The sequence below is a fragment of the Psychrobacter sp. NPDC078929 genome (assembly GCF_050267985.1).
Classification (GTDB): domain Bacteria; phylum Pseudomonadota; class Gammaproteobacteria; order Pseudomonadales; family Moraxellaceae; genus Psychrobacter.
The window spans coordinates 99,980-125,986 of the sequence record NZ_JBNNFX010000002.1 but is presented as its reverse complement, the minus strand read 5'-3'; the positions used below and the strand labels follow the sequence as shown (position 1 = coordinate 125,986).

The window sequence follows — 26,007 nt, the reverse complement described above, 5'->3', positions numbered from 1 at the left end:
ACAATTAGCGCAATTTAGCCTTTTTAATACGCTTAGCTGTAAGTGTGGCGTTGTGGGCAAACTCGATTTGTATTTTACCGATAATTTTCTTTATAATTTCATGATAACAAGGTGACCTCATGTCTGACAAAAACCCGCGTTACGCTCGTATCTTGCTGAAACTCTCCGGTGAAGCCTTAGCTGGTAGTAAAGACATGGGTATTGATACCGAAGTGCTTGATAAAATGAGCTTGTCTATCGCTCACTTGCGTGGACTTGGTGTCCAAGTGGGTATCGTAGTCGGTGGTGGTAATTTATATCGCGGTGCACAGTTACAAAAAGAAGGTCTCGTTGGCCGTGTGACTGGTGATCAGATGGGCATGCTAGCGACCGTTATGAACGGACTGGCAATGCGTGATGCGCTTGAGCGTCGCAATATCAAAACGCGCTTGATGTCAGCGTTACCGATTGGTGAAGTCACCGAAAGCTATAGCAGTCGTAATGCCATTCGTTATCTCAAAAACGGCGAAGTTTGTATCTTTGTGGCAGGCACGGGTAACCCATTCTTTACCACTGACACCGCTGCATGTTTGCGCGGTATCGAAATCGAAGCTGGTTTGATTTTAAAAGCGACTAAGGTCGATGGCGTTTATGACAAAGACCCGAGCCTACATGACGATGCAGTCAAGTATGACGGTCTGACTTTTGACGAAGTACTAGAGCAAAAGCTAGGCGTCATGGATTTAACGGCTATTGCACTGTGCCGTGAGCATAACGTACCGCTGCAAGTGTTTGATATGACTAAACCCAATGCATTATTGAATGTCATCATGGGTGAGAATGAAGGCACACGAGTTTTTCATTAATTGATGCGATACTGGCAACTAACGTCAGTAAATAGCTAATGATTAGCAACAAATAATTAATATCCCAATAGCAAATAAAAAATTTGTCGGTAACGATAAATAAGGATACACAATGATTAAAGAGATTAAGCAAGACGGCGAAGCACGCATGCAAAAAACGTTGGAAGCGCTTGAAAGCACTTTCAGTAAAGTTCGTACTGGCCGTGCGCATCCAGGTATGTTGTCAGGTGTGATGGTCAGCTACTACGGTTCTGATACACCATTGAACCAAGTAGCAAGCGTCAACGTTGAAGACTCACGTACCTTGCTGGTTCAACCATTTGACCGTACGATGGTACAAGCAGTAGATAAGGCCATTCGTGAAGCAGATTTGGGTCTAAACCCAATGTCTGCCGATGTAATTCGTGTGCCGATGCCAGCATTAACAGAAGATACTCGTCGCGATATGCAAAAACTTGCACGTGGTGAAGCTGAGAGCAGCCGAGTTTCTATCCGTAACATTCGCCGTGACATGATGAATGACATCAAAGACTTGGCAAAGGAAAAAGAAATCTCAGAAGATGATGAGCGCCGCGCTAGTGATGATATTCAAAAAATCACTGACAAATATATCGAAACAATCGATGCTCGCTTGAGTAAGAAAGAAAGCGATCTGATGGAAGTTTAATACTGATATATTTGGTGTTGAGAGCAAGAATGAGTTCGTAAGATTATCTGTAATTGAGCAGCCAATACTTTATAGCTATTGGCTGTTTATTATTGTGTAGACTGATATAGTCAATCCTTTCTAAAAGAGTAACAGCGTTAACTTCGCTTGAAGTATCACAGTTACATCTGCACTCGGTTGTGCTGTCTCTTTTTTAAACTGAATTAACTATATAAAGCCATATCTAAGGCAAGCCAAAGATGTGGTTGATTGAACTGGATCCATCGTATTCTGAGCACTAAAAACTAACAATGTAATTGTGATAAGTTAGTGAATTATATAAATGGCGCTTTTTAATCGCTGTTGCACACGTTATTATTATTTTACCTCAACAATAAGCAAGTTCGCCTATGTCCATTTCAGCCGTTTTGGCGCCCGCTATTCTTCCTCGTCATATCGCCATCATTATGGATGGTAATAATCGCTATGGTAAGGCCAATGATTTGCGCCACGGTCAAGGGCATGTGGCTGGCAAAGACGCGCTCGATCCTATCGTTGAGTATTGTGTCAATACAGGCATTGAAGTGCTGACCGTATTTGCGTTTTCTAGCGAAAATTGGCAGAGACCACCTAGTGAAGTGGCACTGTTGATGCAGCTGCTTACATCGACGATTCATGAGCAAATGCCGCGCATGAATGAGTATCGTATTCGCTTGCGTTTCATCGGTGACCGTAGTCAACTTAGTGAGTCATTACAAACGCTAATGGCTGATGCAGAAGAAAAAACGGCGAAGTTTGACGCAATGACGCTAGTGATTGCGATTAGTTACGGTGGGCAGTGGGATATTGCAAATGCAGCAAAACAGCTGGCTCAACAAGTTCAAGCTGGCGAATTAAAAGCTGAAGATGTCAGCGAAGAGTTGTTAGGTAATTACGTACAGTTAGCCGATACGCCAGCAGTAGATATGCTAGTGCGTACGGGCGGCGAGTATCGTATTTCTAATTTCTTATTGTGGCAATCTGCTTATGCTGAGCTATTTTTTACTCCCACATTATGGCCAAATTTTACAGCAGAAGAGCTGGCTTTGATGATCGCAGAGTTTGCAAAACGTCAACGCCGCTTTGGCAAAACCAGCGAGCAGGTAGTAATAGAGCAGCAAGGGCACTGAGCAATGAGTTGATAGGTAAGTTCAGTCGGTTCAGTTCAGTTAGTATTGTATAACTGGTCAATAGGGTTGGTTTATGCAATGATAAATGGCTTGAATTAGTATTGAATGCTATCACTAGGCCATCGTTAGTTAGCTGCTATAATGCATTTTTTGAACATCTGTTCTTCATTATTATAAGGCTCGATAAGTATGTGGCAACGAATTAAAACGGCAATTGTTCTCGTTATTATCGTTGGTATTGCAATGTTTGCGAGCCAAACACCTATTTTATTTGCACCACTGTTGGCCATTGGGGTCATTATCGCCGCTCATGAGTGGGCTAAATTGATGCCTAAGTGGCGCCAACCTGCGGTATTTGTTCTATTGATTTTAGCGCTCACTATATTCTCACTGATGTTCAAGGTGACTTGGCTGTTTTGGTGGGTGGCGTCACTCGTTATATGGCTAATGGCGCTGTCTTGGGTTCGAGTCTTCCCAACACAAACAAGATGGTACGGCAACCAATTGGCAATGATGGGCGCGGTTATTTTGACGGCATCTATTACGGCAATGTTCTATCTCTGGCAACTGTCGGCATGGTGGCTGCTGTATGTGTTCTTATTAGTATGGTGTGCAGATAGCGGTGCGTATTTCGTTGGACGCAAGCTTGGTCGCCGAAAAATGGCACCCAATGTTTCGCCCAATAAGAGCATGGAAGGGTTGGCTGGTGGCCTCCTCACAGGGCTGTTAGTTGTGATAGCTATCAGCGTCTTTAAATTACAGCTGACGGGTGTACCGTTGATCGCATTTGTAGCGTTATCGGCCATCACTATTCTTGCCTCTGTACTTGGAGACTTGTTTGAGTCGATGCTCAAGCGCCGTGCTGATGTAAAAGATTCAGGCACTATCTTGCCAGGTCACGGTGGTATCCTTGATCGTATTGATTCGCTTCTGTCTGCAACACCGATATTTGCCCTTGGTTTTTGGGCGATACAGCAGCTTGGTTTGATAGTGGTATAAGGTTTTATAGCAGCACTGTTCTATTTAAACCTACTCTGTCGTTTATTCTCAGTAATATTGATATAAGTCAGCCGAGCGCGAGTAATACATTAGTATGGCAAGCGTGGCTACTAGCATGACAATATAGTTAACAGACGATATTCTATTTTTATTATTTTTAAGTATCATGGGCATTGATGGTTATGACGCAACGCATCGCCGTACTAGGCGCGACAGGCTCGATTGGCGATAGCACCTTAGCAATATTGGCGGCGCAACCGCACACTTATGAAGTCTATGCTTTATCAGGCTATCATCGCTTAGATAAACTATTTGCACTTTGTCAGCAATTTCTGCCGAAGCGAGTCAGTGTGCCGACGTCAGCCGTAGATGATTTTGCTCACAGGCTTAAAACAGCAGGAATTGCTAGTGAGGTCGTAGGGGGCGAGGCAGGATTGGTAGATATTGCCACTGACTCACAGACTGATACGGTGGTAGCAGCGATTGTAGGGGCGGCAGGGTTGCCGTCTACATTGGCAGCAGCACGTGCAGGCAAACGTATCTTATTGGCCAATAAAGAAGCCTTAGTCATGGCAGGTAAGGTCATGATTGATGCGGTCAAGACGTACAACGCTACTTTGCTGCCGCTGGACTCTGAACACAATGCTATTTTTCAATGCTTGCCACTTGCTATTCAGCAAGACAATACGCAAATTCATCAGCCAAATCATGGTGTCCGTAAACTGTGGTTAACAGCCTCTGGTGGGCCATTTTTGCAGCAGTCGTTTGAGCAGATGCAGCAGGCAAGCGTCGCAGAAGCGGTCAAACACCCTAACTGGTCAATGGGTCAAAAGATATCTGTCGATTCGGCGACGATGATGAACAAGGGGCTTGAGCTGATAGAAGCCTGTCACTTATTTGATTTGCCTGAAGATAAGATAAATGTGGTCATTCATCCACAAAGTATCATTCACTCAATGGTAGAATATAGCGATGGCAGCTTTTTAGCGCAGCTGGGCAGTCCAGACATGAAAACCCCCATTGCGCACGCGCTGAGCTATCCTGATCGAATTGATAGTGGCTCGCAGCCGTTAGACTTATTTGCACTTAGTGGTTTGGAGTTTATTGAGCCAGATCTACAAAAATTTGCCTGTTTGCGTTTGGCTCGCCAAGCTATGCAAGCAGGGACGCAAGCCACAATTGTGCTCAATGCGGCAAACGAAATTGCAGTAGCAGCGTTCCTCGATGGCAAAATACGTTTGACTGATATTGCTGATATTAACGAACAAGCCTTAAATGACATACAGCTGCCACCATTGAACGAAACCGCTGACATAGAAGATATATTGGCAATCGATAAGATTGCACGCCACTTGACTGATAAGTTGGTAGCAAAGCTGACATAATCGTAGCAAGCGTCTCTTAGCTGATACGTGACATTGATAAACGATATTAGCGAAGATGTTGATGAAAATGCTGAGAGACAATACTGAGAAAAAATCATGACGTTTTTACTAACACTTCTTGCCGCCATATTTGTTTTAGGCCCGCTTATTGCCTTACACGAGTGGGGACATTATATTGTGGCGCGGCTTTGCGGTGTCAAAGTACTAACGTACTCTATCGGTTTTGGCCCTAAAGTTTTTGGTTGGACCAGCAAAAAGAGCGGTATCGATTATCGTATCTCAGCATTGCCACTCGGCGGTTATGTAAAAATGCTGGATGAGCGTGAAGGTAATGTCGCAAAAGATGAGCAGCATCTTGCATTTAATCGGCAGCATCCGCTCAAGAAAATTGCTATCGTTGCAGCTGGCCCTATCATGAATTTTGTCATCGCTATCGCGCTATTTTGGGTACTATTTATGACCCCATCTGAGCAGTTGGCGACTAAGATTGGACAGGTACTACCAGATACGCCTGCTGCAATGGCACAGTTACCAGTCGGTGATAAGATTGTTGCGATTGATGGCCACGATGTGCAGACATGGGAAAATATTAACTATCGTCTTGCAGGACGTATGGGTGAGACGGATAATGTCAGCATTACCTTGCTGTCAGACGCCCAAACCAATCAGTCGACTAAAACATATCAAGCCCCCGTCACACAGTTTATGCAAGGTGAGGCTCAAGGCAAAGACGCATTGACTAGCTTTGGTATGTTGCCATGGCAGCCGCAGATTGCGCCGATTGTAGGCGGTTTGGCTCCCGATGGTGCCGCTAGCCGCCAAGGTCTAAAGGTTGGTGACCGCATTACTGCTATTAATAATGAGTCAATCGAAGATTGGATTACTGCGACGCGTATCATTCGTGATAATCCTGAAACGCTGTTGAACTTTACAGTGTTGCGTGATGACAAGCCTGTACAGTTGCAGATTATGCCCCAAGGTAAAAAAGACAACTTGGGTAATGATTACGGACAGATTGGTGCAATGGTGGATCAGACTGAGATTATTATCCCTGACGATTACAAGACCACTGTGGTCTACGGTCCTAGTGAGTCGTTAGTTAAGTCGTTTGAAAAGACTGAGCAGCTAGCAGTAATGACCGTAAGCTCAATGGGAAAAATGCTGTCAGGTATGATTGGTTTAGACAATCTATCAGGGCCAATTACCATTGCCAAAGTCGCCAAACAAAGCTTTGATATCAGTTGGCAGATGGTATTATCGACAGCGGCGCTTATTAGCTTAAGTCTTGCCGTCTTAAACCTTTTGCCGATTCCAGTATTAGATGGTGGTCATATTGTCTATCATTTTATTGAGCTGATTCGCGGTAAGCCACTGTCTGAAGGTGTGCAAATGGTCGGTCTAAATATCGGTTTACTCTTGCTAGCAGGTTTCATGGTGTTAGCAATTGGTAATGACATCAGCCGGCTCTTTTAGTCAGCTGATGAGCAATATGGCTGATAAAGCACGATATACTAATGGTTTTACGCCTATTATAGGCTGATTATTGTTATGATAGGCATGCTACTCTGTGTCGCAGCCTCTGTACTAATCGTAATTTTTAGTTTATTTTGTGATGCAATTTATATAAAGTGTTCTGAGTTACCCTTGCATGGGTTTATAACCTTATGCGCACGGGTTAGACAATACGTGCCTTTTAACTTAACTTAAGCAATTTTTTTATTGACGGATAGTGTTTATGCGTACGCCTTTAATTATGAGCGCGGCTGGGTTGCCGTTAGTTGTAGCGATGATGAGTATGCCAGTACAGGCTGCAGAATTTGTAGTAACTGACATCGGTTTTAATGGCTTACAACGCCTAACCCCTGATAGCCTCTATCCGGTCTTACCTGTTACGGTAGGCGATACGGTGAATGATAGTAGCTTAGCTGCCAGTATTAAGGCGCTATATGCAACTGAAAACTTCGCTGATATTCAAAGTCGTGTCGAAGGTGGCAAGCTGCGCTTTGATGTCGTCGAGCGTCCTATCATCGCTGAAGTCAACTTTGAAGGCAATAAACTTATCCCAAAAGAAGGGCTTGAGCAAGGGCTTGGTAACGCTGGTTTGTCTGTGGGTGATGTGCTAAAGCAAGCGACCTTGCAAGGTGTTGCCAACGAGCTACAACAGCAATATATTAGTCAAGGTTATTACAATAGCAATATCGAAGTCGATCAGACATTATTAGATGGTAACCGCGTGAAACTTGACGTGCGCTTTGTAGAAGGCAAGCCTGCTAAAGTTGTCGATATCAATATCATTGGTAACAAGCACTTTAGTGATGAAGAGATTAAAGACGTTTTCGCGGTAAAAGAATCTTCATGGACGCGTCTATTATCTAAGTCAGATCGCTACGCCAAAGAAAAACTAGGCGCAAGTTTAGAGAACCTAAAAGCGCTGTACCAGAACGATGGTTATGTGCGCTTTAACGTTGACAACGCCATACTCAATATTAGTGAAGATAAAAAAAGCGTCTTTATTGAAATCAGCTTAACCGAAGGCGACCAATACCAGTTTGGGGATATTAGCTTTTTGGGCGATCCCAAATTCGATGTCAATGATCTAAGCGAGCTTGTGACCTTTAATGCTGATGAGCAGTACTCGCAAGCTAAGCTTGATGCAACAACTGCTGCGCTCAAAAACCGTTATGGCAATGAAGGCTATTATCTAGCACAAATTCGCCCAGTACCGCGTATTAATGACGACACCAAAATCGTCGATGTTGACTATTATATCGATCCGGTAAGACCTATCTATGTACGCCGTATCAACTTTAACGGCAATATAAAAACCCAAGACGAAGTACTGCGCCGAGAGATGCGTCAGTTAGAAGGTTCGCTGGCCTCTAACGAAAAAATCCAGCTATCGCGCACGCGTTTATTGCGCACCGGTTTTTTTAAAACCGTTAACGTTGATGTTAAATCGGTGCCCAATCAGCCAGACCAAGTCGATGTGAACTATACCGTTGAAGAACAACCCTCAGGTAGCTCAACGATTGCCGCTGGTTACTCTCAAAGTGGCGGGGTAACTTTCCAATTGGATCTGACTCAAAATAACTTCATGGGTACCGGTAACCGTGTAAAGGCTGCGCTTTCTCGTTCAGAAACACGCGACTCTTATAGCCTAGGTTATACCGATCCGTACTTTACAGAAAACGGTGTCTCTCAAGGCATCAGCGGTTATTATCGCAAAACCAAATATGATGACGACAACGTTAGTAACTATGTGACCGATTCATATGGTGCGACGCTGAATTATAGTTATCCTATTGATGAAACCAAACGTCTGAGTGCGGGTCTGAATGTGGACAACACAAAGGTTCGTGGTGGTCGTTATCTGGGTATATCTAATGTTCAAGAAATTCTAGACGAGGGCGGTACGAAAACGCCTGAAGTTGATACTGATGGTGTTGCCACTTTCAAGAATGACTATCAGACTTACAATCTATTGTTTGGTTGGGACTACAGCACTTTAGACCGTCCAGTATTTCCTACCAAAGGGATGAGCCATGCGGTTGATGCAACCATCGGTCTTGGCGATGCCAACTACCAAAAGCTAACTTATAGCGGCAATATATATTACCCTATTTATAAAGATGTGATCGCACGTGGTTATACCAAGCTTGGCTATGGTAATGATTTGCCATTCTATGAAAACTTCTATGCTGGTGGTTATGGTTCGGTTCGTGGTTATAAATCATCTACTCTGGGACCTAAATCACAAGTCTATTATGATGCGGTCAATGATCCAGACAACCAAACCTTTACCGCAGAAGAGGTTGGTGGTAATGCACTAGCAACGTTTGGTGCTGAACTAATTTTACCAATGCCGTTTAAAGGTGATTGGGCAGATCAAGTACGCCCAGTATTGTTTGCTGAAGGTGGTCAGGTCTTTGACACGTCTGATAAAGAAGATCGTACTTTTAATGATTCAGATGTTCCATTACTGACCCAAGATAATGACTTCCGCTACAGTGCGGGTGCTGGTATCACTTGGTATACGCCTATCGGACCTATTTCGATCAGTTATGCGGTACCTATTGGCGACAAAGAAGACGACAAGACCGAAAAAGTCCAGTTCCAAATTGGTAATACATTCTAAATTAATGACATCATTCTCATCTATTTGAGCAGTTTTAGAGATTGTCTCAAATAGACGGAAATATCATTAGAGCTTAGTAGGTCGTCAAAACGCATTGTTATTTTGGCGACCGTTTCATTTATAACCATATTTTATTAATAGTCATTATGATAACGATTGAGCAACTCATTACTCGAATTGAGCAGCGTCAGCCTATTATTAATAAGGCCGAGATTGATACTGAGCAATTGTGTCAACCATTCAGTAGCGTCGGTAGTTTGACGACAGCCAGTCAGCAGCAGTTAAGCTTTTTGGCAGATCCTCACTATATCTCTAGCTTGGCTAGCAGTGACGCAGGCGCGGTGTTGGTAACGGAAGCATATCGTGACCAAGTGCCTACCTCAGCGATAGCGCTAGTCGTCTCAAATCCATATTTGGCTTATGCCAGTGCCAGTCAGCTGTTTGCACGTCATTCTTTATCTAATGGGATTCATCCTAGTGCTGTGATTGCAGACAGTGCTGTTATTGGCGAGCAAGTCAATATCGGCCCTTTTTGTGTGATTAGTGACAATGTGCAAATAGGAGCGCGTAGCTCACTCGATGCTCATGTCGTGGTTGAGGCCAATACTAGTATCGGTACCGATTGTGTCATTAAGTCGCAAGTCGTTGTTGGGCCTGAGTGTGTTATTGGCAATCACGTAAGATTGCATGCAGGGGTCAGTATCGGATCTGAAGGGTTCGGGTTCGCTCCTACTAAAGATCCTAGTAACACAGGTTGGGAGCGCATTGCCCAGTTAGGCCGTGTCATTATTGGTGATCATGTGCGAGTTGGTAGCCAGACGTGTATCGATCGTGGCGCTATTGATGATACTGTTATTGGTAATCACGTGATTATTGATAATTTGGTACAAGTTGCCCATAACGTCCGTATCGGTGACGGCACTGCTATTGCTGCTCAAACCGGTATTGCGGGTAGTACTACGATAGGTAAGCGCTGTATAATAGGCGGCGCTGTCGGTATCACAGGGCATATCGAGATTACAGACGATGTTGTTTTATCTGGCATGACCATGGTAACCAAATCCATTAAAACCGCTGGCTCATATTCATCTGGTACGGCTGCAATGCCAACTGCTAATTGGCGACGTGCTGCTGTACGTTTTCGTCAGCTAGGCAATAACTAATGCAAACACAAACGAATAATAGATATTCAAAACACAGCAAGGAAGCGTCATTATGAGCAATAACAATATAGATGTCCCAACTGATGAAGACGTTAAAAGCTTAGCTGAGCAAGGTCTTACGCTACCATTGACGTATAATACGATTAAGCATTACTTACCGCATCGTTATCCTTTTATGCTGGTAGATCGTATTGTAGCTTGTACGCCAGGCGAGTGTATTACTGGTATCAAAAACGTGACTATTAATGAAGAGTTTTTTAACGGTCACTTTCCTGATGAGCCGATTATGCCAGGGGTATTGATGGTGGAGTCAATGGCACAGGTGTCAGGTATGCTTGGTTTTATTAGTGCAGGGCTAACGGCAGAAGACGGTTACCTCTATCTGTTTGCAGGTGTGGATAAAGTCCGTTTTAAACGCCGTGTGATTCCTGGTGATCAGCTTATCATTCGTGCAAAGACCGTGATGCAAAGACACGGTATCTATAAATTTGATTGTACTGTTCATGTCGAAGATGAACTGGCTGCTAGTGCTCAAATCATGATTGCACGTCAAGAGCAGCAAAAACCTGCTAACACGAAGGGTGCTTAAGTTTTCAATAAGCCATACTGTACAAAGAGCGATATTGAAATCGCTCACTATCACTCCAATAAACAGCTATATGTAAACTCAACAACATAACTGGTATTAGCTTCGTTAGTAACACTGAAATAGCGATACTTTTTTATTATTTACTCGCATCAAATGATACAAGGGCCCATCTTATGAGTCAGATTCATCCTACAGCACTCATCTCACCGTCCGCGCAGATTGACGAGACTGCTATCATCGGACCCTATTGTATCGTTGGTGATGAAGTATCAATTGGTGCGCATACGGTTTTGCATAGACATGTCGTTGTGACTAAACTGACTCGTATTGGTCAACACAATGAGTTTTATCAGTTTGCGAGTATCGGTGAAGATCCTCAAGATTTGAAATATGCAGGTGAGCGTACTTGGCTTGAAATCGGCGATCACAATACGATTCGTGAAGCCTGTAGTTTACACCGTGGTACAGCGCAAGACGGCGAGCTGACTAAAATCGGCAGTCATAATCTACTGATGGTAAACACCCATGTCGCACATGATTGTGTCATTGGCGATCATAACGTACTGGCTAACAATGTCGGTGTAGCGGGGCATGTGACTATCGGCGATCATACCATTATTGGTGGTAACTCAGGCATACATCAGTTTTGTACAGTAGATGACTATAGCTTGATTGGCGGAGCAAGCCTTATTTTAAAAGATGTGGCTGCATTTACGATGGTGTCTGGCAATCCGGCAAAGGCCCATGGACTCAATATCGAAGGTATGCGCCGTAAAGGTTGGTCAAAAGAAACGATTAATGTATTACGTCAAGCGTACCGTACGATTTTCAGATCAGGTTTGACCACTGCGCAAGCGTTGGAAGTCTTACATAGTGAGCTATTGGCTAAAGAGCCAAAAATTCAGCTACTTATTGATTCATTACAAAATAGCAGCCGCGGTGTTGTGCGCTAAAAAAACAACTCGATTAATGATGAGTTTGATACTTTTAATCAGCTAAATTCTTATGGAATGAAGGCGAATTAGATGAAAGCCATAACTATTTGTTATGGCTTTTTATATTTATGAGCACTTGACTTTTTTGGTCGCTTAGCAGAAACTGAGCGTTTACGATATTGTAATCAATTCTTTCTTAATGTTGCTGGGCGTTTCACATCGAAGCGTTTACTAAATAGTCCAACGGTAAAGCCGACTATTTATGTTGATCAAGGAAGATTATCAGTAACGTTAATTGAAGCACGAGGACGGAAAAAATGGCTATCAATAAACAAGAACATGCCCAATGGAGCTCAAGCTTTGGCTTCGTATTGGCAGCAGTAGGCTCAGCAGTTGGTTTAGGAAACATATGGAAATTTCCATACATGGTTGGCGAAAGCGGTGGTTCAGCTTTCGTTATTGCCTATTTGTTCTGTATCGCGCTGGTCGGTTTTCCGATATTAGTTGCTGAATGGTTAATTGGTCGACGTGGTCAAAAAAACCCAGTCAATACTTTTTCAGACGTAGCAGCGACTGAAGGTAAGTCGCGTAGTTGGGGCATCGTTGGTGCTACTGGTATCTTAGGTGGTTTCTTAATTCTATCGTTCTATAGTGTGATCGGTGGTTGGGCGCTTAACTATATTACTAAAGTTGCAACAGGTAGCTTTGCTGGTCAAGACAGTGATTCTGTTGCTGCAACCTTTGATGCTATGCTTGCATCAGCTGGTACATTGACGATCTGGCATACGGTATTTATGATTTTAACCGCTGTCATCGTTGGTATTGGTGTGACAAGTGGTATCGAAAAAACAGCTAAGATTTTAATGCCATTATTGGGTGTAATTCTGTTCGTTATCGTCGGTTATAACGTGATGAACGGTGGATTTGGTGAAGCAGTTGCTTACCTATTTACACCAGATCTTAGCAAACTAACGGCTGATGTTATGCTTGCAGCATTAGGTCATGCATTCTTCACACTATCAATTGGTATGGGTATCATGGTTGCTTATGGTTCGTATTTGGGCCGTGAAGTAAACTTGCTAAAAACAGCACGTACCGTTGTTATTTTAGATACGGTTATTGCGTTGGCTGCTGGTCTTGCCATATTCCCAATCATCTTTAGCAATGGTCTAGATCCTGCATCAGGTCCTGGTCTTATCTTTGTGAGCTTGCCAATTGCTTTCGGTAGCATGGGTGCGGGTACCATTATTGGTGCATTGTTCTTCTTGCTTATTACCTTTGCCGCTATCACCTCATCTATCTCGTTGCTTGAGCCAACCGTTGAGTTGTTAGAAGAGCGTACATCGATGAGTCGTACTGTATCTACTATCGTGGCAAGTACAGTAATCTGGTTGTTAGGTATTGCAGCATTGCTATCGTTCAACCTATGGTCTGACTTCACTATCATGGGTAATGGTATCTTTGATGCATTAGATAAGCTTACTAGTAAGTTCCTATTGCCTCTAACAGGTCTGGCTGCAATCGTATTTGTTGGTTGGAAAATGGATCAACGTAACATTCAGCAAGAGCTTGGTTTATCTAATGGTACATGGCAGCTTTGGCAAATCGTTGCGAAATTCATCGCACCAATCGCTGTTATTGTAGTATTTGTGACGTCATTGATGGGATAGTAGTCAAGATTGACACTATATTAATCATTAGTTGATAATCATTAAATAATAAAAGCAGCACAGAAAAAGGGCTTAAGATTATTCTTAAGCCCTTTTTTATTTCAACAGATTCGTTACACAGTCGTGAATGTTAAACAGGATTAGCGCAAGTTTAACTCAGGAACCGTTTGACCGCGTTTGGCATAAAACTCACTGACAAACTCATCAAATTTATCTTGCTCGATAGCATCTCTAATACCCTGCATCAAACGTTGGTAATAGCGTAAATTATGAATAGTGGCTAACTGAGCACCTAACATCTCTTTGCACTTATTAAGATGGTACAGATAAGCACGGCTAAAGTTTTGGCAAGTATAGCAGTCGCACTCAGGATCTAATGAACATTCATCATTGCGATATTGGCTATTACGAATACGTACCACGCCAGCATTGTCTGCATCGCCCGTCACAAAGTAATGGCCGTTACGCGCGTTACGCGTTGGCATCACACAGTCGAACATATCCACACCGCGGCGTACGCCTTCAACTAAATCCTCAGGCTTACCAACACCCATAAGATAGCGCGGCTTATCTGCTGGCATATCATCAGGCAGGTAGTCTAGGACGTCTATCATCTCTTCTTTAGGCTCGCCAACTGATAGACCGCCAATAGCATAACCATCGAAGCCAATCTCTAACAGGCCTTCAAGTGATTGCTGACGCAAATCAGGATACATACTGCCTTGTACAATACCGAATAAAGCATTGGTACTGCCCAGTCTGTTGTGCTCATCGATACAGCGTTGTCCCCAACGTAATGATAACTCTAACGACTTTTTCGCTTCATCATGAGTGGCTGGATACGGCGTACACTCATCGAACTGCATGACGATGTCTGAGTTCAAGCTGTACTGAATCTGCATAGATTTTTCTGGTGAGAGAAATACCTTTGCGCCATCGATAGGAGATTTAAAATTTACGCCTTCTTCGGTAATTTTACGCATTGCGCCGAGGCTGAATACTTGGAAACCGCCCGAATCGGTCAAGATAGGCTTGTCCCAATGCATAAACTTATGTAAGCCACCGAATTTATCAATGACTTCAGTACCCGGACGTAACCAGAGATGGAAGGTATTGCCCAAGATAATATCAGCGCCAATGGCTTCGATATCACGTGGCAGCATACCTTTGACGGTACCGTAAGTACCAACAGGCATAAAAGCAGGCGTTTGCACGTCGCCATGATTGAGATGAACCGTACCACGGCGTGCACGCGTTGCACCGCTGGCCGTTTTATGTAAGACAAATTGCATATGATAACCGCTATTTAAGCTATGAAAATGGCGCTAATTATAGCATTGTTAGCGGTTTTTTTGGACATATAGTCAGAGAATCACTGAACTACTATGGCATTACTTTCCCTAAATATACTACTTGTACGATTTTCAATCGGCGGCCTTGTATCCGTTTTAGCGTTCTCTAACTATAAATATTAGGTGTCATCGATATACGCGCAATATACACTTTGGTCAATACCGCTTTACCATAACTAAAAAATACAGACAGCACGCCAAAAGACACAGACAGTGCTAGAGGTCTATTGATACAGTAGAAGTTATACAGGTGAGGTGATAATCATTACCATATCATGCTTTTAGATGCTGGAGACATAATATGAAAAAGACAGCTTATTTATTATTGAGTGGTTCATTATTGATATCAGGAGGGGCTATGGCTACCGAAGAGCCGAAATATACGGTGTTGACCCAAGCAGATCACTTTGAGCTGCGTCGCTATGATGAGCAACTAGTGGCGCAAACGTGGGTGAGTGGTGACCAAGACTCAGCAAGTCGTGAAGGGTTTAAGGTTTTAGCGGACTATATTTTTGGTAATAACACAGCACCATATGGAGACAGTAGTAAAATCAGTATGACGGCACCTGTCACGATGCAAGCTGATAACAAAAAAAGTGATAATGAGTCACAAAAAATTGCCATGACAGCACCAGTCAGTATGCAGCAAGATGATGGAAAGAGGTGCGTACAATTCACGATGCCCAGTAAATATACGATGGAGACGTCACCAAAACCAAATAACCCAGAAGTCGAAATCGTCGAAGTACGAGCTCAAAATTATGACATTATCAAATTCTCAGGATTTACTGGAAGTGATAAAGTAGATAAAAAGACACAAGAACTGCGAAATTGGATGCAAAGCAAACATTTAACGCCTACAGGTGAGCCAGAATTGGCACGTTACGATGAGCCATGGGCATTGCCATTTTTACGTCGTAACGAGGTAATGATTGCGTATGAGCAAAAGTAATACAAGGATACTAGGGTATATAGTCATTGTTCTTAGCCATTTAGGTTATTAACCGCACAAAAAAGACAGCACTTGCTGTCTTTTTTATCTGATATTTTGGTTATTCGATTTAGTTGTTTTGCTCACGAATGATATTCAGCATACGGCGCAATGGTTCTGCTGCGCCCCACAGTAGCTGATCACCAACGGTAAAGGCACCTAAATACTCAGGACCCATTTTAAGCTTACGTAAGCGGCCTAATGCAACTGTTAATGTACCAGTCACTGCGACTGGCGTTAAGCGATTCATAGTGGCTTCTTTGTCGTCTTCGACCAAGTCTAACCACTCGTTGCCGCTATTTTTTAGGGCGGCTTCAATCTCCTCTAGAGGGATATCTTTTTTGAGCTTGATGGTTAGACCTTGCGCATGGCAACGCATTGCCCCGACACGTACACACATACCATCGATAGGAATCGTGCTAGCTTCATCATTACCCAAGATCTTATTAGTCTCAACGCCGCCTTTCCATTCCTCTTTTGACTGTTTGTTTTCTAGCTGCGCATCGATGTAAGGAATCAAGCTACCAGCCAATGGTACACCGAAGTATTGTGTAGGAAAGTCTGCTGAGCGCTGAGTCTGAGCGATTTTTTTATCAATCTCAAGAATAGCACTAGCAGGGTCAGCCAATTCGTCTTGGACGGCATCACGTAACACACCCATACCGTTGATGAGCTCGCGCATGTTGTTTGCGCCAGAGCCACTAGCAGCTTGATATGTCATCGCGCTGACCCATTCGACCCAGCCTTTATTAAACAGCTCACCGATAGCCATCAGCATCAATGATACGGTACAGTTACCGCCGATAAAGTCCTTTTTACCGTTGGCTAGGGCACTATCAATAACGTTACGGTTGACTGGATCAAGAATGATGATGCTGTCATCTTTCATTCGCAGCGTACTTGCCGCATCAACCCAATAGCCGTTCCAACCACTATCACGTAGTGGTTGATGGACTTTTGACGTATAGTCACCACCTTGGCAAGTAATAACGACATCACAAGCAGCAAGTGCTTCAATATCATGAGCGTCTTTTAGTTGGCCGGTTTCAATACCGTCGAATTTTGGTGCATCACCACCAGCATTACTGGTAGAAAAAAACACCGGCGTGATACCGTTGAAGTCATTTTCTTCGTGCATACGTTGTATCAATACTGACCCTACCATACCGCGCCAGCCTACCAAACCTACTGTTAAATCACTCATGAAGTTCAATCCTATTTACAATTATTTGTTGCATCGTCAACCGATAACAATGCCGTGAATGGCGCGAAAAAGCAAGGCGTTTTGGCTATTATTTGGTCGTTTTCCATACACTATTAACTATGTCGGCTATAACTTTAAGTTATTACTATTGAAGAGGTACTTGGCTATCTGACGACCTCAAAAATATAATGTTAATAAATCACGCATTACATTGAATGAGCCAACATTGTAACGTTTTATGATAGTTGTCGCATAATTGAGACTCACCAGTAGGCGAGAATCTTCTGAAATGCTAAAGTAAGTCTCAAACACAATTACTCGACGTTAGTTATTTGACGTCAGGTGAGTTAAAGCTTAACCAATATACATCATCAGCTCTATCGACACTTTAATCAACGGTTAGTACCTACTTATGGATCTCTCACTATTGTATTACGCCTTACAAGGTCTAGCAGGATTCATCGCCTTTGTCACAATCTGGGGCTGGTTGCCGCTAGATAACTGGTGGGTGCGCGGTGTTGAGTTTCCACGTATTCAAATCATGGTGCTTGGTATTATCGCTTGGGTCGGCATGATAATGTTTTTCTCAGAGTGGGAATTAGGGCAGTGGATATTATTTGTTGTACTGAGCGGTACGTTAGCATTTCAGCTGAGAATGGTACTGCCATATACTAAATTGTGGAAAAAAGAAGTTCAAAAGGCAAAAGATAAGCCAGAAGGGCAAGCGCATCAAATAAAAATCATGGTATCAAACGTATTGACGCCCAATGATGAAACGCAAAAGCTGGTCGATTTGGTTAAGCAAAAGCAGCCTGATATCTTAATTACATTAGAGAGTGATAAAAAATGGGAGCAAGTCTTACAACAAGTCGAGTCTGACTATCCCTATACCGTGAAAGTGCCACTAGATAATTTATATGGTATGCACTTGTATTCTAAGCTTGAGCTAATTGATCCTGAAGTTAAGTACTTGATGATAGATGATATACCGTCTATCCATACTCAATTGCGTTTGCAAGGAGGCCGCGTCATTTGGTTATATTGCTTGCATCCCATGCCGCCTAGTCCAACTGAAGCTGATAAGTCCACCACGCGTGATGCTGAGCTGCTCATGGTAGGTAAACACATAAAAGAAAACGACCAAACGGCGATACTGGCAGGTGATCTTAATGATGTCGCATGGTCAAAAACCACGCGTCGCTTTCAACGTATTTCTGGTCTGTTAGATCCTCGTATTGGTCGACATTTCATTAATACCTTTCATGTTAAATATCCATTTCTGCGTTGGGCTTTGGACCATATCTTTCATAGTGCCTGCTTTACGGTAGTTGATATTCAGCGTATGCCATCCGTAGGATCTGATCACTTTCCTGTGATGACTACCTTGCAATATGAGCCAGAAGAGGCAAGCAATCAAGAAGGCAATGCGCCTACGGCACAAGCAGAAGATATCCAAGAAACTGATAACAAAATCGAAGAAGGCAAGAAAGAAGGCGAAAAAGTGTCAGAAGAGCACAGACAAGAGCAGCGCAGTTTTGGTTAATAAAAGAGGCTGTTTATTAACGGTAATGCATAGAAATGATGTAAGCATATGCTTACGCAAAATAGAGTCTTTAGCTTCTATCGGCACCAAATCCATTGGCCTATAATACATCCATCAACACAAGGATACGCATGGATGTAGTGTTGAGACAGTACCAATAAAAGTACAGGTCAGCCCGCTGTCTTATATAATACTGTTAAATGACTTAGGATGAGTCAGCACGGAAGAGAGATAATAACAATAACACGAAGTATTGAAACCCTGAACCAATCGCCCTAGGTTCGGGGTTTTTCTTTGTGTGGATTTTGGTTTAATAAAGTTTAAAATGCTTAACTCCGATATTTTTTTAAAGCTTCCAGTTAAATATCTAACTGCGCAAAATAAAGAAGGGTATATGCAATAGCATATACCCTTCTTTGTTTAAATCGATTCAGTGCTTTCGCTAACTTAATACTACTAGCTTATTGCAACATATCAGCCAAGTATCTGAATATAAGCGCCAGCACGTAGCTCTTGTAACCAGTCTTCTTGAGCTTGTGGCGCTAAACGTTGATACAATGCTTGACGTGCCATATTGCGACGATATTGCTCGCTAATATCTTGATCGCGCTTACCGTCGACTTTTAGGATATGCCAACCAAATTTTGTCTTAAATGGTGCAGAGTAGTCACCAACCGCTGTATTTTTCATGGTGGCTTCAAATGAACCAACCATATCTTCTTCGCTAACCCAATCAAGATCACCGCCACGTCCCGCAGAACCTGGATCATCTGAATACGTTGAAGCTAAACTAGCAAAGTCAGCGCCGCCACGAAGTTGCTCGTATAGATCATTGATTTTTTGTTCAGCAAGCGCGTCAGTCTGTAGGTCATCGACTTTGACTAGAATATGGCGAGTATGCCATTGTGGTATCAGCATCGTATTGCTGGCTTTTTTATCAGCAAGCTTGATGATATCAATCCCTTCAGGAGTCAATAGTGGCTCGCTTACAGTACCAACGTCTAGCTTGGTAATTTTGCTAGACAGTTCTGTCGGTAAAGAAGCAGCCTTGTGAAAGCCCATATCTCCACCTTGCAATGGAATCGGATAGCTACCTTGGCTAGCAGCAACGGCTTCAGCGACGTTGACATTTGGCTCAAGCAAACGCGTACGTAATGCTTGCGCGACTTTTAATGCTTCTTCACGTTGAGCGGCTGATAGGCGACTATAGTCATCTATATAAGGCACACGTACGTGAATGGTTTGATATTCGCTTTGATTCAGACGTTTGGCTTCAGGTGAGGCCAAAAATGCATCAATATCTTGCTCGCTAATACGTACTCGGCGAGTAATTTGACGCTGCTGTAGCGCTTGGATAGAAGCCTCTTCGATCAGTTTGGCACGTAGATTGGCATAACTACCAGGTTGTGCGGCATCTAGACGTTGCTGCAATGCTGCAATGCTATTAAGGCCTTCAGCTTGAGCGATTTGACCAAGACGTTGATTGATTTCTGCTTCATCGGCAGACAGTCCCGCACGTTTGACCATAGACAGTTGTAGTTCACGCAAAATAAGCGCGTTTAATACTTCAGACTGTAGTTGTGCTGAGTTTGCGATAGGCTCACCAGCAGCTTTGGCACGTGCTTGGGTTTGCTCGATAGCATCAACCAGTTCGCTTTTTAAAATAGCATTTTCATTAACTAGGGCAATAATACCGTCTGTGCTATTGGCTGGTGTTAAGCGATCAACTGAGCTTTGCGCAGCAGAAGTAGAAGCTTGAGCTGCTGCAGGTTTGACAGTAGCAGCGTTGGCACTTAACGTAAGCGTAAGGCCTGCCATAGATAGCAATACTGCTCTGCTAGTCTGACGTAAAGAAAAAAATCTCATGATGCTCCTCATCAATGTCATTGCATCGGATGGTAGTTGGTCAACTCTATCCGATACCCTTAATAATAAAATATTCGACAGCGTTTCCCATAATAGGGGTTTAAATAGTGTCTTATAAATATTTACGTAAATAACTCTAATCTAGCAAAAAACTGGTTAGTCTTTCCATGCCGTCTGTACAGGTTCAAAGCCCAAAATCTTATCAGCGAGCAATCGTGTCAAGCGGCTACTACCGCTGCCAAGACCATTTAATCTAACTTCTGCCATAATAGCTTGTGTTGGCTCGTCTTTTACGTTTAGGTCATTGTAATAGCGGCGACCATAAACAGCAAAGCCGAAACAGCAGTCTTCGTAATCAACGCCGATGAGTGAATCAAGCATCTTGTTACGATTATAATCGTACTGACCTTGAGCCAATATACGCCAGCTGTTATTGATAGGGAAAACAGCGGAAGCGGTAAACGCAGATAATGGCAACTGATCGGTATTGTCATCACGCTGACGCTTAACATAACCCACATTAAATAAGCTGTTGTCTGATGGCTGATAACGAAGTTCAGTAGTAATGTAGTTCAAATCATAATTACTGGTTAGGGCACCGCTGACATCAACCCAAAAATTATTATAAGGCTGAGTGCTGGTATCCCATACCATACCTGAAGAAGACGAGGTAAAAACAGGCTGATCGTCGTCAAGTGTTACACGTCCATCATCTAGATAGAACTGTTCTGCAATGCTACCATCAAAACGTGTCACACCCGTTGCATCGATGTAACGATAATTGACGCCAGGCGTAATAGAATGCAGATCCTGCAAACGATCATGACCTAAGAACCAACTGTCCGAAAACAGCTGCTCATAGTTAATAGAGGCAATACGCGTATTAAAGTTAGGAATGTCGTTTTGGTTCTCATACGGTGAATACGTATATTTTACGCGTGGGCTAAGTAAACGATAGCCGCCCATCGTATCGTCAAACGCACCAAATGGTGAGCCCGCTTGATAGAAGTGTAGACCTGCATCGATACTGGCTTGCGGAACAAACACAGACTGACTGCCATCTTCTTCACTAAGCTGATTATCTTCTAAACTATCTTCATCATATGACGTATATAGATGCTGCAAGCTGAGCTTAGGTTTGATATAGCCCCAAGATTTTTCCATCGGATAAACGGCGCTTAATTTATTATAAAAACGCGTGCCACTTTTTTCATTTTCATAGCCATCATCGATGGATTTTTTAAAATAAGCCGAGTCACTTACGCCTGTGATATCAAAGCTTTTTGCCCATGGTAGACGATAGTCAAGTTTAAGCTGTGGCAAGCGCGAGTACGGCTTGTCTTTATCTTGTAAAGGCTGTCCGTTATTGTTAAATGCATCGAGCGTTTGGAAAGTCTCGACTTTTAATTCACCATTGACATAATCGTTATAATAATTCACCCGCGCACGGCGTGGTAGGTTTAACGTATTGTCTGACAAACCCAAGGTATCGAAGTCGTTGAGATAATCGGCATCTGACACATAGCTATATTTTGCGTCGCCACTTAAGCGCGGAATACTGGTAGATGACCAATAATGATCGTAAAAAAAGCTGCTACGATCTTCGCCATCATATTTTTTATCATTGGGCAAATAAGAGCCGTTAAAAATTCCTTCGCCGTACTCCTCAGTTAGATAACGAAACTCACCGGAGAGCATGGGGTTACGGTTGGTATAAACGCGAGTATTAAGGGTGGCATCGTAGTTCGGCGCTAAATTAAAATAATAAGGTACGTCAACTTCAAGGCCGCTTTTACTACCGACACTCGCGCTCGGTAATAAAAACCCACTACTACGGCGACTGTCTATCGGGAAGTTAAAGTAGGGGAGATAAAATACGGGTATATCAGCCACACGGAAAGTGGTGTTATACGCTTCGCCGCGCCCTGTATCGGTATTTAGATCGATACTTTTCGCTTCAAACTGCCATTTGCGGTTGGTAGGTGGACAGGTACTAAACATCACCTGATCCAGCTCGTATTCACTCTCATTCGGTTTGTTTAAGCGTTTGGCATAGCCGTGCGCTTGTAGTCCAACACTAGCAAATGCCACATCATTGGCCGTTGATTGACCAGTCTCAGTATTGTAATTTAAGCTGTCTGCAACGCCAATTAGGCCGCCTTGTGCTGCTCTATCATTAAAGCTGGCTTGGCCATTATTTGTAGCGGCATTGTTTGTAGAGACGTTGCTTGTACGCTGTCCAGTCGCATTATCTGTAAACATGACTTTGCCTTGAGCAGCCGCAACGCCATTGCTCAAGTCAATCATGACTTTTTCTGCTTCGATATGCTGAGTGCCTTGGTCAATTTTTACATTGCCAGATAGCTCGGCATAATTAATATTGTTGTAATAACCGTAATCTGACTCGGTAAATAAAGGGGCTTGATTGTTCGGAACGCTAGCCACATTTGGTGCTGGTTGTCCGTTTGCCGTACCAGCTTCGTTTACAGCGCGTTGATAGTTGGGGTTACTCTGCGGATATACCCATTGACCTTCACAGCGCTGGGCACTGTCCACGGCATTTGGCAACAGACGTAAGTCTCTACCGACCTTTGGAATCGTCTGTGCAGCAGGCATCGCATTATTATGAGAATTGTCCGCCTCAGTGCTGACAGCCTCATTGTTTAATGTTGACGCATCGGTATCTGGTGTTAGCTCATAAAACTCTGCTAAGCGCATTAAGCTGGCTTGAATACTCTCATCATTAAGATCTAGCTTGCCATTTTCCGTTGTCACCGCTTTAGGGACAAAGGCACTGCTATCTGGTGTATTACTGATTGGTTGGTTGCTGGTTTCTGTATTTAGATTAGCAGTATTAGACACTTCGTTGCTAAAAGCTTCAGAGTCAGCAGCCTCATTAATCTCTGTAATATTTAGGTCATTGTTCTCAGAGAATCTGCTATCTAACGCAGTATCATTTAATAAAGTAGCGTTGTTCGTATTAGCAGAATTAGCATCGTCTGGATAGCTATCATTTAGAATATCTGCTTCTTGATAGCCATCATTACTTTGAGTACGACTAATACTATTGGCGTCAGTCGCCACACTATTAGACGCATAGCTGCCTGTACTGTCCGTAGTGAGTGGTTCAGTTTTTTGCGTATTGGCATCACCAATGGCAGCACTGACAGTTAGGCTAGATAAACCTAAGGCACCAAATAAGATCAAGCGGATGCTTTGGTAAAGCGGAGAATATAACAAGGGCACACCTATGATTGCAGAGCTTATTGGATTGCATGACTGAGTTTAGTAGCGGTATCACCGAACGACATAAAGCAGTGAACGAGCGACTAAAATATGACTAATGTATTCTCAAAAATTTGGATGTTTTACATATAATGACGACTAATCATAGTCAAAAAAAACCAAATCAGCTACACTATTTACCAAAATTTATAATATAGCCATGCTGATTTTTAAGTAGCGATAGCGATTCTATCCGACATCAAGTATTGAATGATATAGCAATACGTCTGTGACAGCTTGTAGAGCACCGACACATATCGCTATTTTAGCAAGTATTTGTCCGACTTATCACTACTTTAATTATTTATGACTTATATTTAACCAGCGATGCCCAATATGACTGACAAAACGACTTTAGAGACTGATATGATCGATGAAAATAACAACCGCCAACAGCAATTAGAACAATGGTTACAGCAAGTATTTTTAGATCAAACCTTTAGTCTAGATAGCTTACCTGGTGACGCTAGTGCCCGCCGATATCATCGTATCGAACTATCAGAGACAGACAATAGCGCCAACAAGCATTATATCGTCATGGACTCCGCTGACGAGCAAGATGCGATGCTGCAGTTTATCAGTGTGGCTAAGCTGATGGCACCTGCTGTCAACGTGCCGACACTGGCTGCACAAAATGTAGAAAAAGGATTCTTGGTATTACAAGATTTTGGCACAGTAGAATTTGCTCATTTGCTTGTCGATGCCACTGCAGACCAAATCAATGACTACTATCAACTAGCAATGCAGACACTAGTCGCGCTACAAACGGTACCAGTAGAAACGGCAAAGTCGCAACACCAGCTACCAGATTATGACACAGCACTATTAGACCGCGAGATGGATTTATTTAGCGAATGGTTTATGCCTTATATTGGTATAGCGCTAGATGAGCAGGTTTGGGGAAACCTAAAAACAGCGTTAATGAATGAGATTTTGCGACAGCCACAAGTGGTGGTACATCGTGATTATCACAGCCGCAACCTCATGCAAGATCAAGCAGATAAATCTCAGTTGGGCGTGATTGATTTTCAAGATGCTGTTATTGGTTCGTATGCTTATGATTTAGTGTCGTTAGTCCGCGATGCTTATGTTGAATGGCCAGAGAGCCAAATATCTACATGGATTAATGACTTTTGGCAGCTACAAAAACAAAAATCACTAACCACTGCTGATAGCGCGGTGCAGTTTGAAAACGATGTAAATGTCATAGGCGTACAACGTCACTTAAAGGTATTAGGGATTTTTATTCGTTTGTCTGAGCGTGATGGGAAAGACCGCTATTTGGCGGATATTCCTAAAGTCATGCGTGATTTGATTATTGAATTAAACTGGCTTGCCGAACATGGCAATGATGAACTAAAGCAATCAATTATATCGTTTAATCAATGGCTACAAGAGGCAGTGCTACCTGCTTATAAAGAGAAGTTTGCTTCAGCGTAGATGACGCTCAGCTAAATTAATTTAAATAATAAAGATAGGAGCGCAGATGTCTACCTCTACGATTACACAAGCCATGATTTTGGCAGCGGGCAAGGGTACACGCCTACGTCCATTAACGCTTGAGACGCCCAAGCCTTTGGTTGAAGTCGCAGGTCAACCGCTTATTGTATGGCATATTAAAGCACTACAAGCAGCAGGCATTACTGATATCACGGTCAATGCCTCATGGTTGGCAGATAAGCTAATGGACGCCCTAGGTGATGGTTCACAATATGGCGTAAATCTGCATTGGTCAGTAGAAGACGATGAGCCACTTGAGACTGCAGGCGGCATTTTTCAGGCATTACAATCAGGTAAACTAAAAGATGAGCCGTTCATTCTGGTAAATTCTGACGTCTGGACTACCTATGATTTCTCTCGATTAACAGACTATACATTGGGAGCGGATCAGCGCGCGCATTTGTTATTGATTGATAATCCAGAGCACAATAATGGCGGCGATTTCGCGATTAATAATGGCCTTGCTAGTGAACAACCGGTTGGCGATGCAGATAAGTATACCTTTGCAGGTATTAGCGTAATGTCACCAAAATTGGTAGAAGGTCTGGTATCAGGACAGCCTGCGGCATTAGCACCACTACTAAAGCAAGCAATGATAAAGTTTCAGATTACTGCTGAAGTGACGACAGATAATTGGATAGACGTGGGGACCCCAGAGCGTCTAACACAGGTTAATGAGTTTATCGAACAGAATGATATCAAGCATGCAGGTAGGCCAAGCTGATAAATT

General features: G+C 43.0%; 19 protein-coding genes. 15 read left to right on the top strand and 4 right to left on the bottom strand.

Annotated elements, in window-relative coordinates; all coding sequences use genetic code 11:
* Window positions 1-119 precede the first annotated feature (119 nt).
* The 11 genes from pyrH to ACQKCG_RS01680 all read left to right on the top strand — a co-directional run bounded on the left by pyrH (window position 120) and on the right by ACQKCG_RS01680 (window position 13,536).
* On the top strand, window positions 120-845 hold the full coding sequence (gene pyrH / locus ACQKCG_RS01730) for a UMP kinase (protein ID WP_057759121.1): 726 nt from the start codon (window positions 120-122) through the stop codon (window positions 843-845).
* 112 nt (window positions 846-957) lie between these two features.
* Window positions 958-1,512, top strand: a complete 555-nt coding sequence (gene frr / locus ACQKCG_RS01725) for a ribosome recycling factor (RefSeq protein ID WP_057759123.1) — start codon at window positions 958-960, stop codon at window positions 1,510-1,512.
* A gap of 389 nt (window positions 1,513-1,901) precedes the next feature.
* Window positions 1,902-2,660 (top strand): polyprenyl diphosphate synthase, encoded by a 759-nt coding sequence (uppS, locus tag ACQKCG_RS01720; RefSeq protein ID WP_102094401.1) that lies wholly within the window; start codon window positions 1,902-1,904, stop codon window positions 2,658-2,660.
* A 189-nt stretch (window positions 2,661-2,849) separates the two neighbouring features.
* Window positions 2,850-3,659, top strand: a complete 810-nt coding sequence (locus ACQKCG_RS01715) for a phosphatidate cytidylyltransferase (RefSeq protein WP_102094402.1) — start codon at window positions 2,850-2,852, stop codon at window positions 3,657-3,659.
* Between the two features lie 176 nt (window positions 3,660-3,835).
* On the top strand, window positions 3,836-5,044 hold the full coding sequence (ispC, locus tag ACQKCG_RS01710; protein ID WP_102094403.1) for a 1-deoxy-D-xylulose-5-phosphate reductoisomerase: 1,209 nt from the start codon (window positions 3,836-3,838) through the stop codon (window positions 5,042-5,044).
* A 96-nt stretch (window positions 5,045-5,140) separates the two neighbouring features.
* Complete coding sequence (rseP, locus tag ACQKCG_RS01705) at window positions 5,141-6,517, top strand: RIP metalloprotease RseP (RefSeq protein WP_102094404.1); 1,377 nt, start codon at window positions 5,141-5,143, stop codon at window positions 6,515-6,517.
* Between the two features lie 262 nt (window positions 6,518-6,779).
* Window positions 6,780-9,179: an outer membrane protein assembly factor BamA gene (gene bamA, locus ACQKCG_RS01700; RefSeq protein ID WP_102094405.1), complete on the top strand. Its 2,400-nt coding sequence runs from the start codon at window positions 6,780-6,782 to the stop codon at window positions 9,177-9,179.
* Between the two features lie 146 nt (window positions 9,180-9,325).
* Window positions 9,326-10,342: a UDP-3-O-(3-hydroxymyristoyl)glucosamine N-acyltransferase gene (gene lpxD / locus ACQKCG_RS01695; RefSeq protein WP_102094406.1), complete on the top strand. Its 1,017-nt coding sequence runs from the start codon at window positions 9,326-9,328 to the stop codon at window positions 10,340-10,342.
* A 52-nt stretch (window positions 10,343-10,394) separates the two neighbouring features.
* Window positions 10,395-10,931 carry a 3-hydroxyacyl-ACP dehydratase FabZ gene (fabZ, locus tag ACQKCG_RS01690; RefSeq protein WP_102094407.1) on the top strand — a complete coding sequence of 179 codons (537 nt, stop codon included), beginning with the start codon at window positions 10,395-10,397 and terminating at the stop codon, window positions 10,929-10,931.
* Window positions 10,932-11,104: 173 nt separating this feature from the next.
* Window positions 11,105-11,884 carry an acyl-ACP--UDP-N-acetylglucosamine O-acyltransferase gene (lpxA, locus tag ACQKCG_RS01685; RefSeq protein ID WP_057759135.1) on the top strand — a complete coding sequence of 260 codons (780 nt, stop codon included), beginning with the start codon at window positions 11,105-11,107 and terminating at the stop codon, window positions 11,882-11,884.
* Window positions 11,885-12,183: 299 nt separating this feature from the next.
* Window positions 12,184-13,536: a sodium-dependent transporter gene (locus tag ACQKCG_RS01680; protein WP_102094408.1), complete on the top strand. Its 1,353-nt coding sequence runs from the start codon at window positions 12,184-12,186 to the stop codon at window positions 13,534-13,536.
* Window positions 13,537-13,676: 140 nt separating this feature from the next.
* On the opposite strand, the gene tgt is transcribed toward ACQKCG_RS01680, so the two are convergent.
* Window positions 13,677-14,828: a tRNA guanosine(34) transglycosylase Tgt gene (tgt, locus tag ACQKCG_RS01675; protein WP_427584968.1), complete on the bottom strand. Its 1,152-nt coding sequence runs from the start codon at window positions 14,826-14,828 to the stop codon at window positions 13,677-13,679.
* 361 nt (window positions 14,829-15,189) lie between these two features.
* On the opposite strand from tgt, the gene ACQKCG_RS01670 reads away from it, so the two are divergent.
* Window positions 15,190-15,840, top strand: a complete 651-nt coding sequence (locus ACQKCG_RS01670; protein ID WP_427584967.1) for an SOUL family heme-binding protein — start codon at window positions 15,190-15,192, stop codon at window positions 15,838-15,840.
* 109 nt (window positions 15,841-15,949) lie between these two features.
* Here the strand turns inward: ACQKCG_RS01670 and asd are convergent, their stop codons facing one another.
* Entirely contained in the window at window positions 15,950-17,083 is a 1,134-nt protein-coding gene (gene asd, locus ACQKCG_RS01665) for an aspartate-semialdehyde dehydrogenase (protein WP_427584965.1), read from the bottom strand.
* 412 nt (window positions 17,084-17,495) lie between these two features.
* On the opposite strand from asd, the gene ACQKCG_RS01660 reads away from it, so the two are divergent.
* A complete protein-coding gene (locus ACQKCG_RS01660; RefSeq protein WP_102094413.1) occupies window positions 17,496-18,626 on the top strand; it encodes an endonuclease/exonuclease/phosphatase family protein in 1,131 nt (376 codons plus the stop codon).
* Window positions 18,627-19,100: 474 nt separating this feature from the next.
* Here ACQKCG_RS01660 and ACQKCG_RS01655 read toward each other — a convergent pair whose 3' ends face one another.
* The gene (locus ACQKCG_RS01655) at window positions 19,101-20,492 is read right to left on the bottom strand and encodes a peptidylprolyl isomerase (protein WP_102094414.1); all 1,392 of its coding nucleotides are present in this window, start codon (window positions 20,490-20,492) and stop codon (window positions 19,101-19,103) included.
* 156 nt (window positions 20,493-20,648) lie between these two features.
* Window positions 20,649-23,732, bottom strand: a complete 3,084-nt coding sequence (locus tag ACQKCG_RS01650) for an LPS-assembly protein LptD (protein ID WP_102094415.1) — start codon at window positions 23,730-23,732, stop codon at window positions 20,649-20,651.
* A 381-nt stretch (window positions 23,733-24,113) separates the two neighbouring features.
* Here ACQKCG_RS01650 and ACQKCG_RS01645 point away from each other — a divergent pair, with 381 nt between their 5' ends.
* Window positions 24,114-25,217, top strand: coding sequence for an aminoglycoside phosphotransferase family protein (locus ACQKCG_RS01645; protein WP_371546792.1), 1,104 nt, complete (start codon window positions 24,114-24,116; stop codon window positions 25,215-25,217).
* 46 nt (window positions 25,218-25,263) lie between these two features.
* Window positions 25,264-26,001, top strand: a complete 738-nt coding sequence (gene murU / locus ACQKCG_RS01640) for an N-acetylmuramate alpha-1-phosphate uridylyltransferase MurU (RefSeq protein WP_102094417.1) — start codon at window positions 25,264-25,266, stop codon at window positions 25,999-26,001.
* Window positions 26,002-26,007 lie beyond the last annotated feature (6 nt).

Bases quoted from the DNA above. Each gene is read 5' to 3' on its own strand.
- pyrH (WP_057759121.1), top strand. From the start codon at position 120: ATGTCTGACAAAAACCCGCGTTACGCTCGTATCTTGCTGAAACTCTCC.
- frr (WP_057759123.1), top strand. From the start codon at position 958: ATGATTAAAGAGATTAAGCAAGACGGCGAAGCACGCATGCAAAAAACG.
- uppS (WP_102094401.1), top strand. From the start codon at position 1,902: ATGTCCATTTCAGCCGTTTTGGCGCCCGCTATTCTTCCTCGTCATATC.
- ACQKCG_RS01715 (WP_102094402.1), top strand. From the start codon at position 2,850: ATGTGGCAACGAATTAAAACGGCAATTGTTCTCGTTATTATCGTTGGT.
- ispC (WP_102094403.1), top strand. From the start codon at position 3,836: ATGGTTATGACGCAACGCATCGCCGTACTAGGCGCGACAGGCTCGATT.
- rseP (WP_102094404.1), top strand. From the start codon at position 5,141: ATGACGTTTTTACTAACACTTCTTGCCGCCATATTTGTTTTAGGCCCG.
- bamA (WP_102094405.1), top strand. From the start codon at position 6,780: ATGCGTACGCCTTTAATTATGAGCGCGGCTGGGTTGCCGTTAGTTGTA.
- lpxD (WP_102094406.1), top strand. From the start codon at position 9,326: ATGATAACGATTGAGCAACTCATTACTCGAATTGAGCAGCGTCAGCCT.
- fabZ (WP_102094407.1), top strand. From the start codon at position 10,395: ATGAGCAATAACAATATAGATGTCCCAACTGATGAAGACGTTAAAAGC.
- lpxA (WP_057759135.1), top strand. From the start codon at position 11,105: ATGAGTCAGATTCATCCTACAGCACTCATCTCACCGTCCGCGCAGATT.
- ACQKCG_RS01680 (WP_102094408.1), top strand. From the start codon at position 12,184: ATGGCTATCAATAAACAAGAACATGCCCAATGGAGCTCAAGCTTTGGC.
- tgt (WP_427584968.1), bottom strand. From the start codon at position 14,828: ATGCAATTTGTCTTACATAAAACGGCCAGCGGTGCAACGCGTGCACGC.
- ACQKCG_RS01670 (WP_427584967.1), top strand. From the start codon at position 15,190: ATGAAAAAGACAGCTTATTTATTATTGAGTGGTTCATTATTGATATCA.
- asd (WP_427584965.1), bottom strand. From the start codon at position 17,083: ATGAGTGATTTAACAGTAGGTTTGGTAGGCTGGCGCGGTATGGTAGGG.
- ACQKCG_RS01660 (WP_102094413.1), top strand. From the start codon at position 17,496: ATGGATCTCTCACTATTGTATTACGCCTTACAAGGTCTAGCAGGATTC.
- ACQKCG_RS01655 (WP_102094414.1), bottom strand. From the start codon at position 20,492: ATGAGATTTTTTTCTTTACGTCAGACTAGCAGAGCAGTATTGCTATCT.
- ACQKCG_RS01645 (WP_371546792.1), top strand. From the start codon at position 24,114: ATGACTGACAAAACGACTTTAGAGACTGATATGATCGATGAAAATAAC.
- murU (WP_102094417.1), top strand. From the start codon at position 25,264: ATGTCTACCTCTACGATTACACAAGCCATGATTTTGGCAGCGGGCAAG.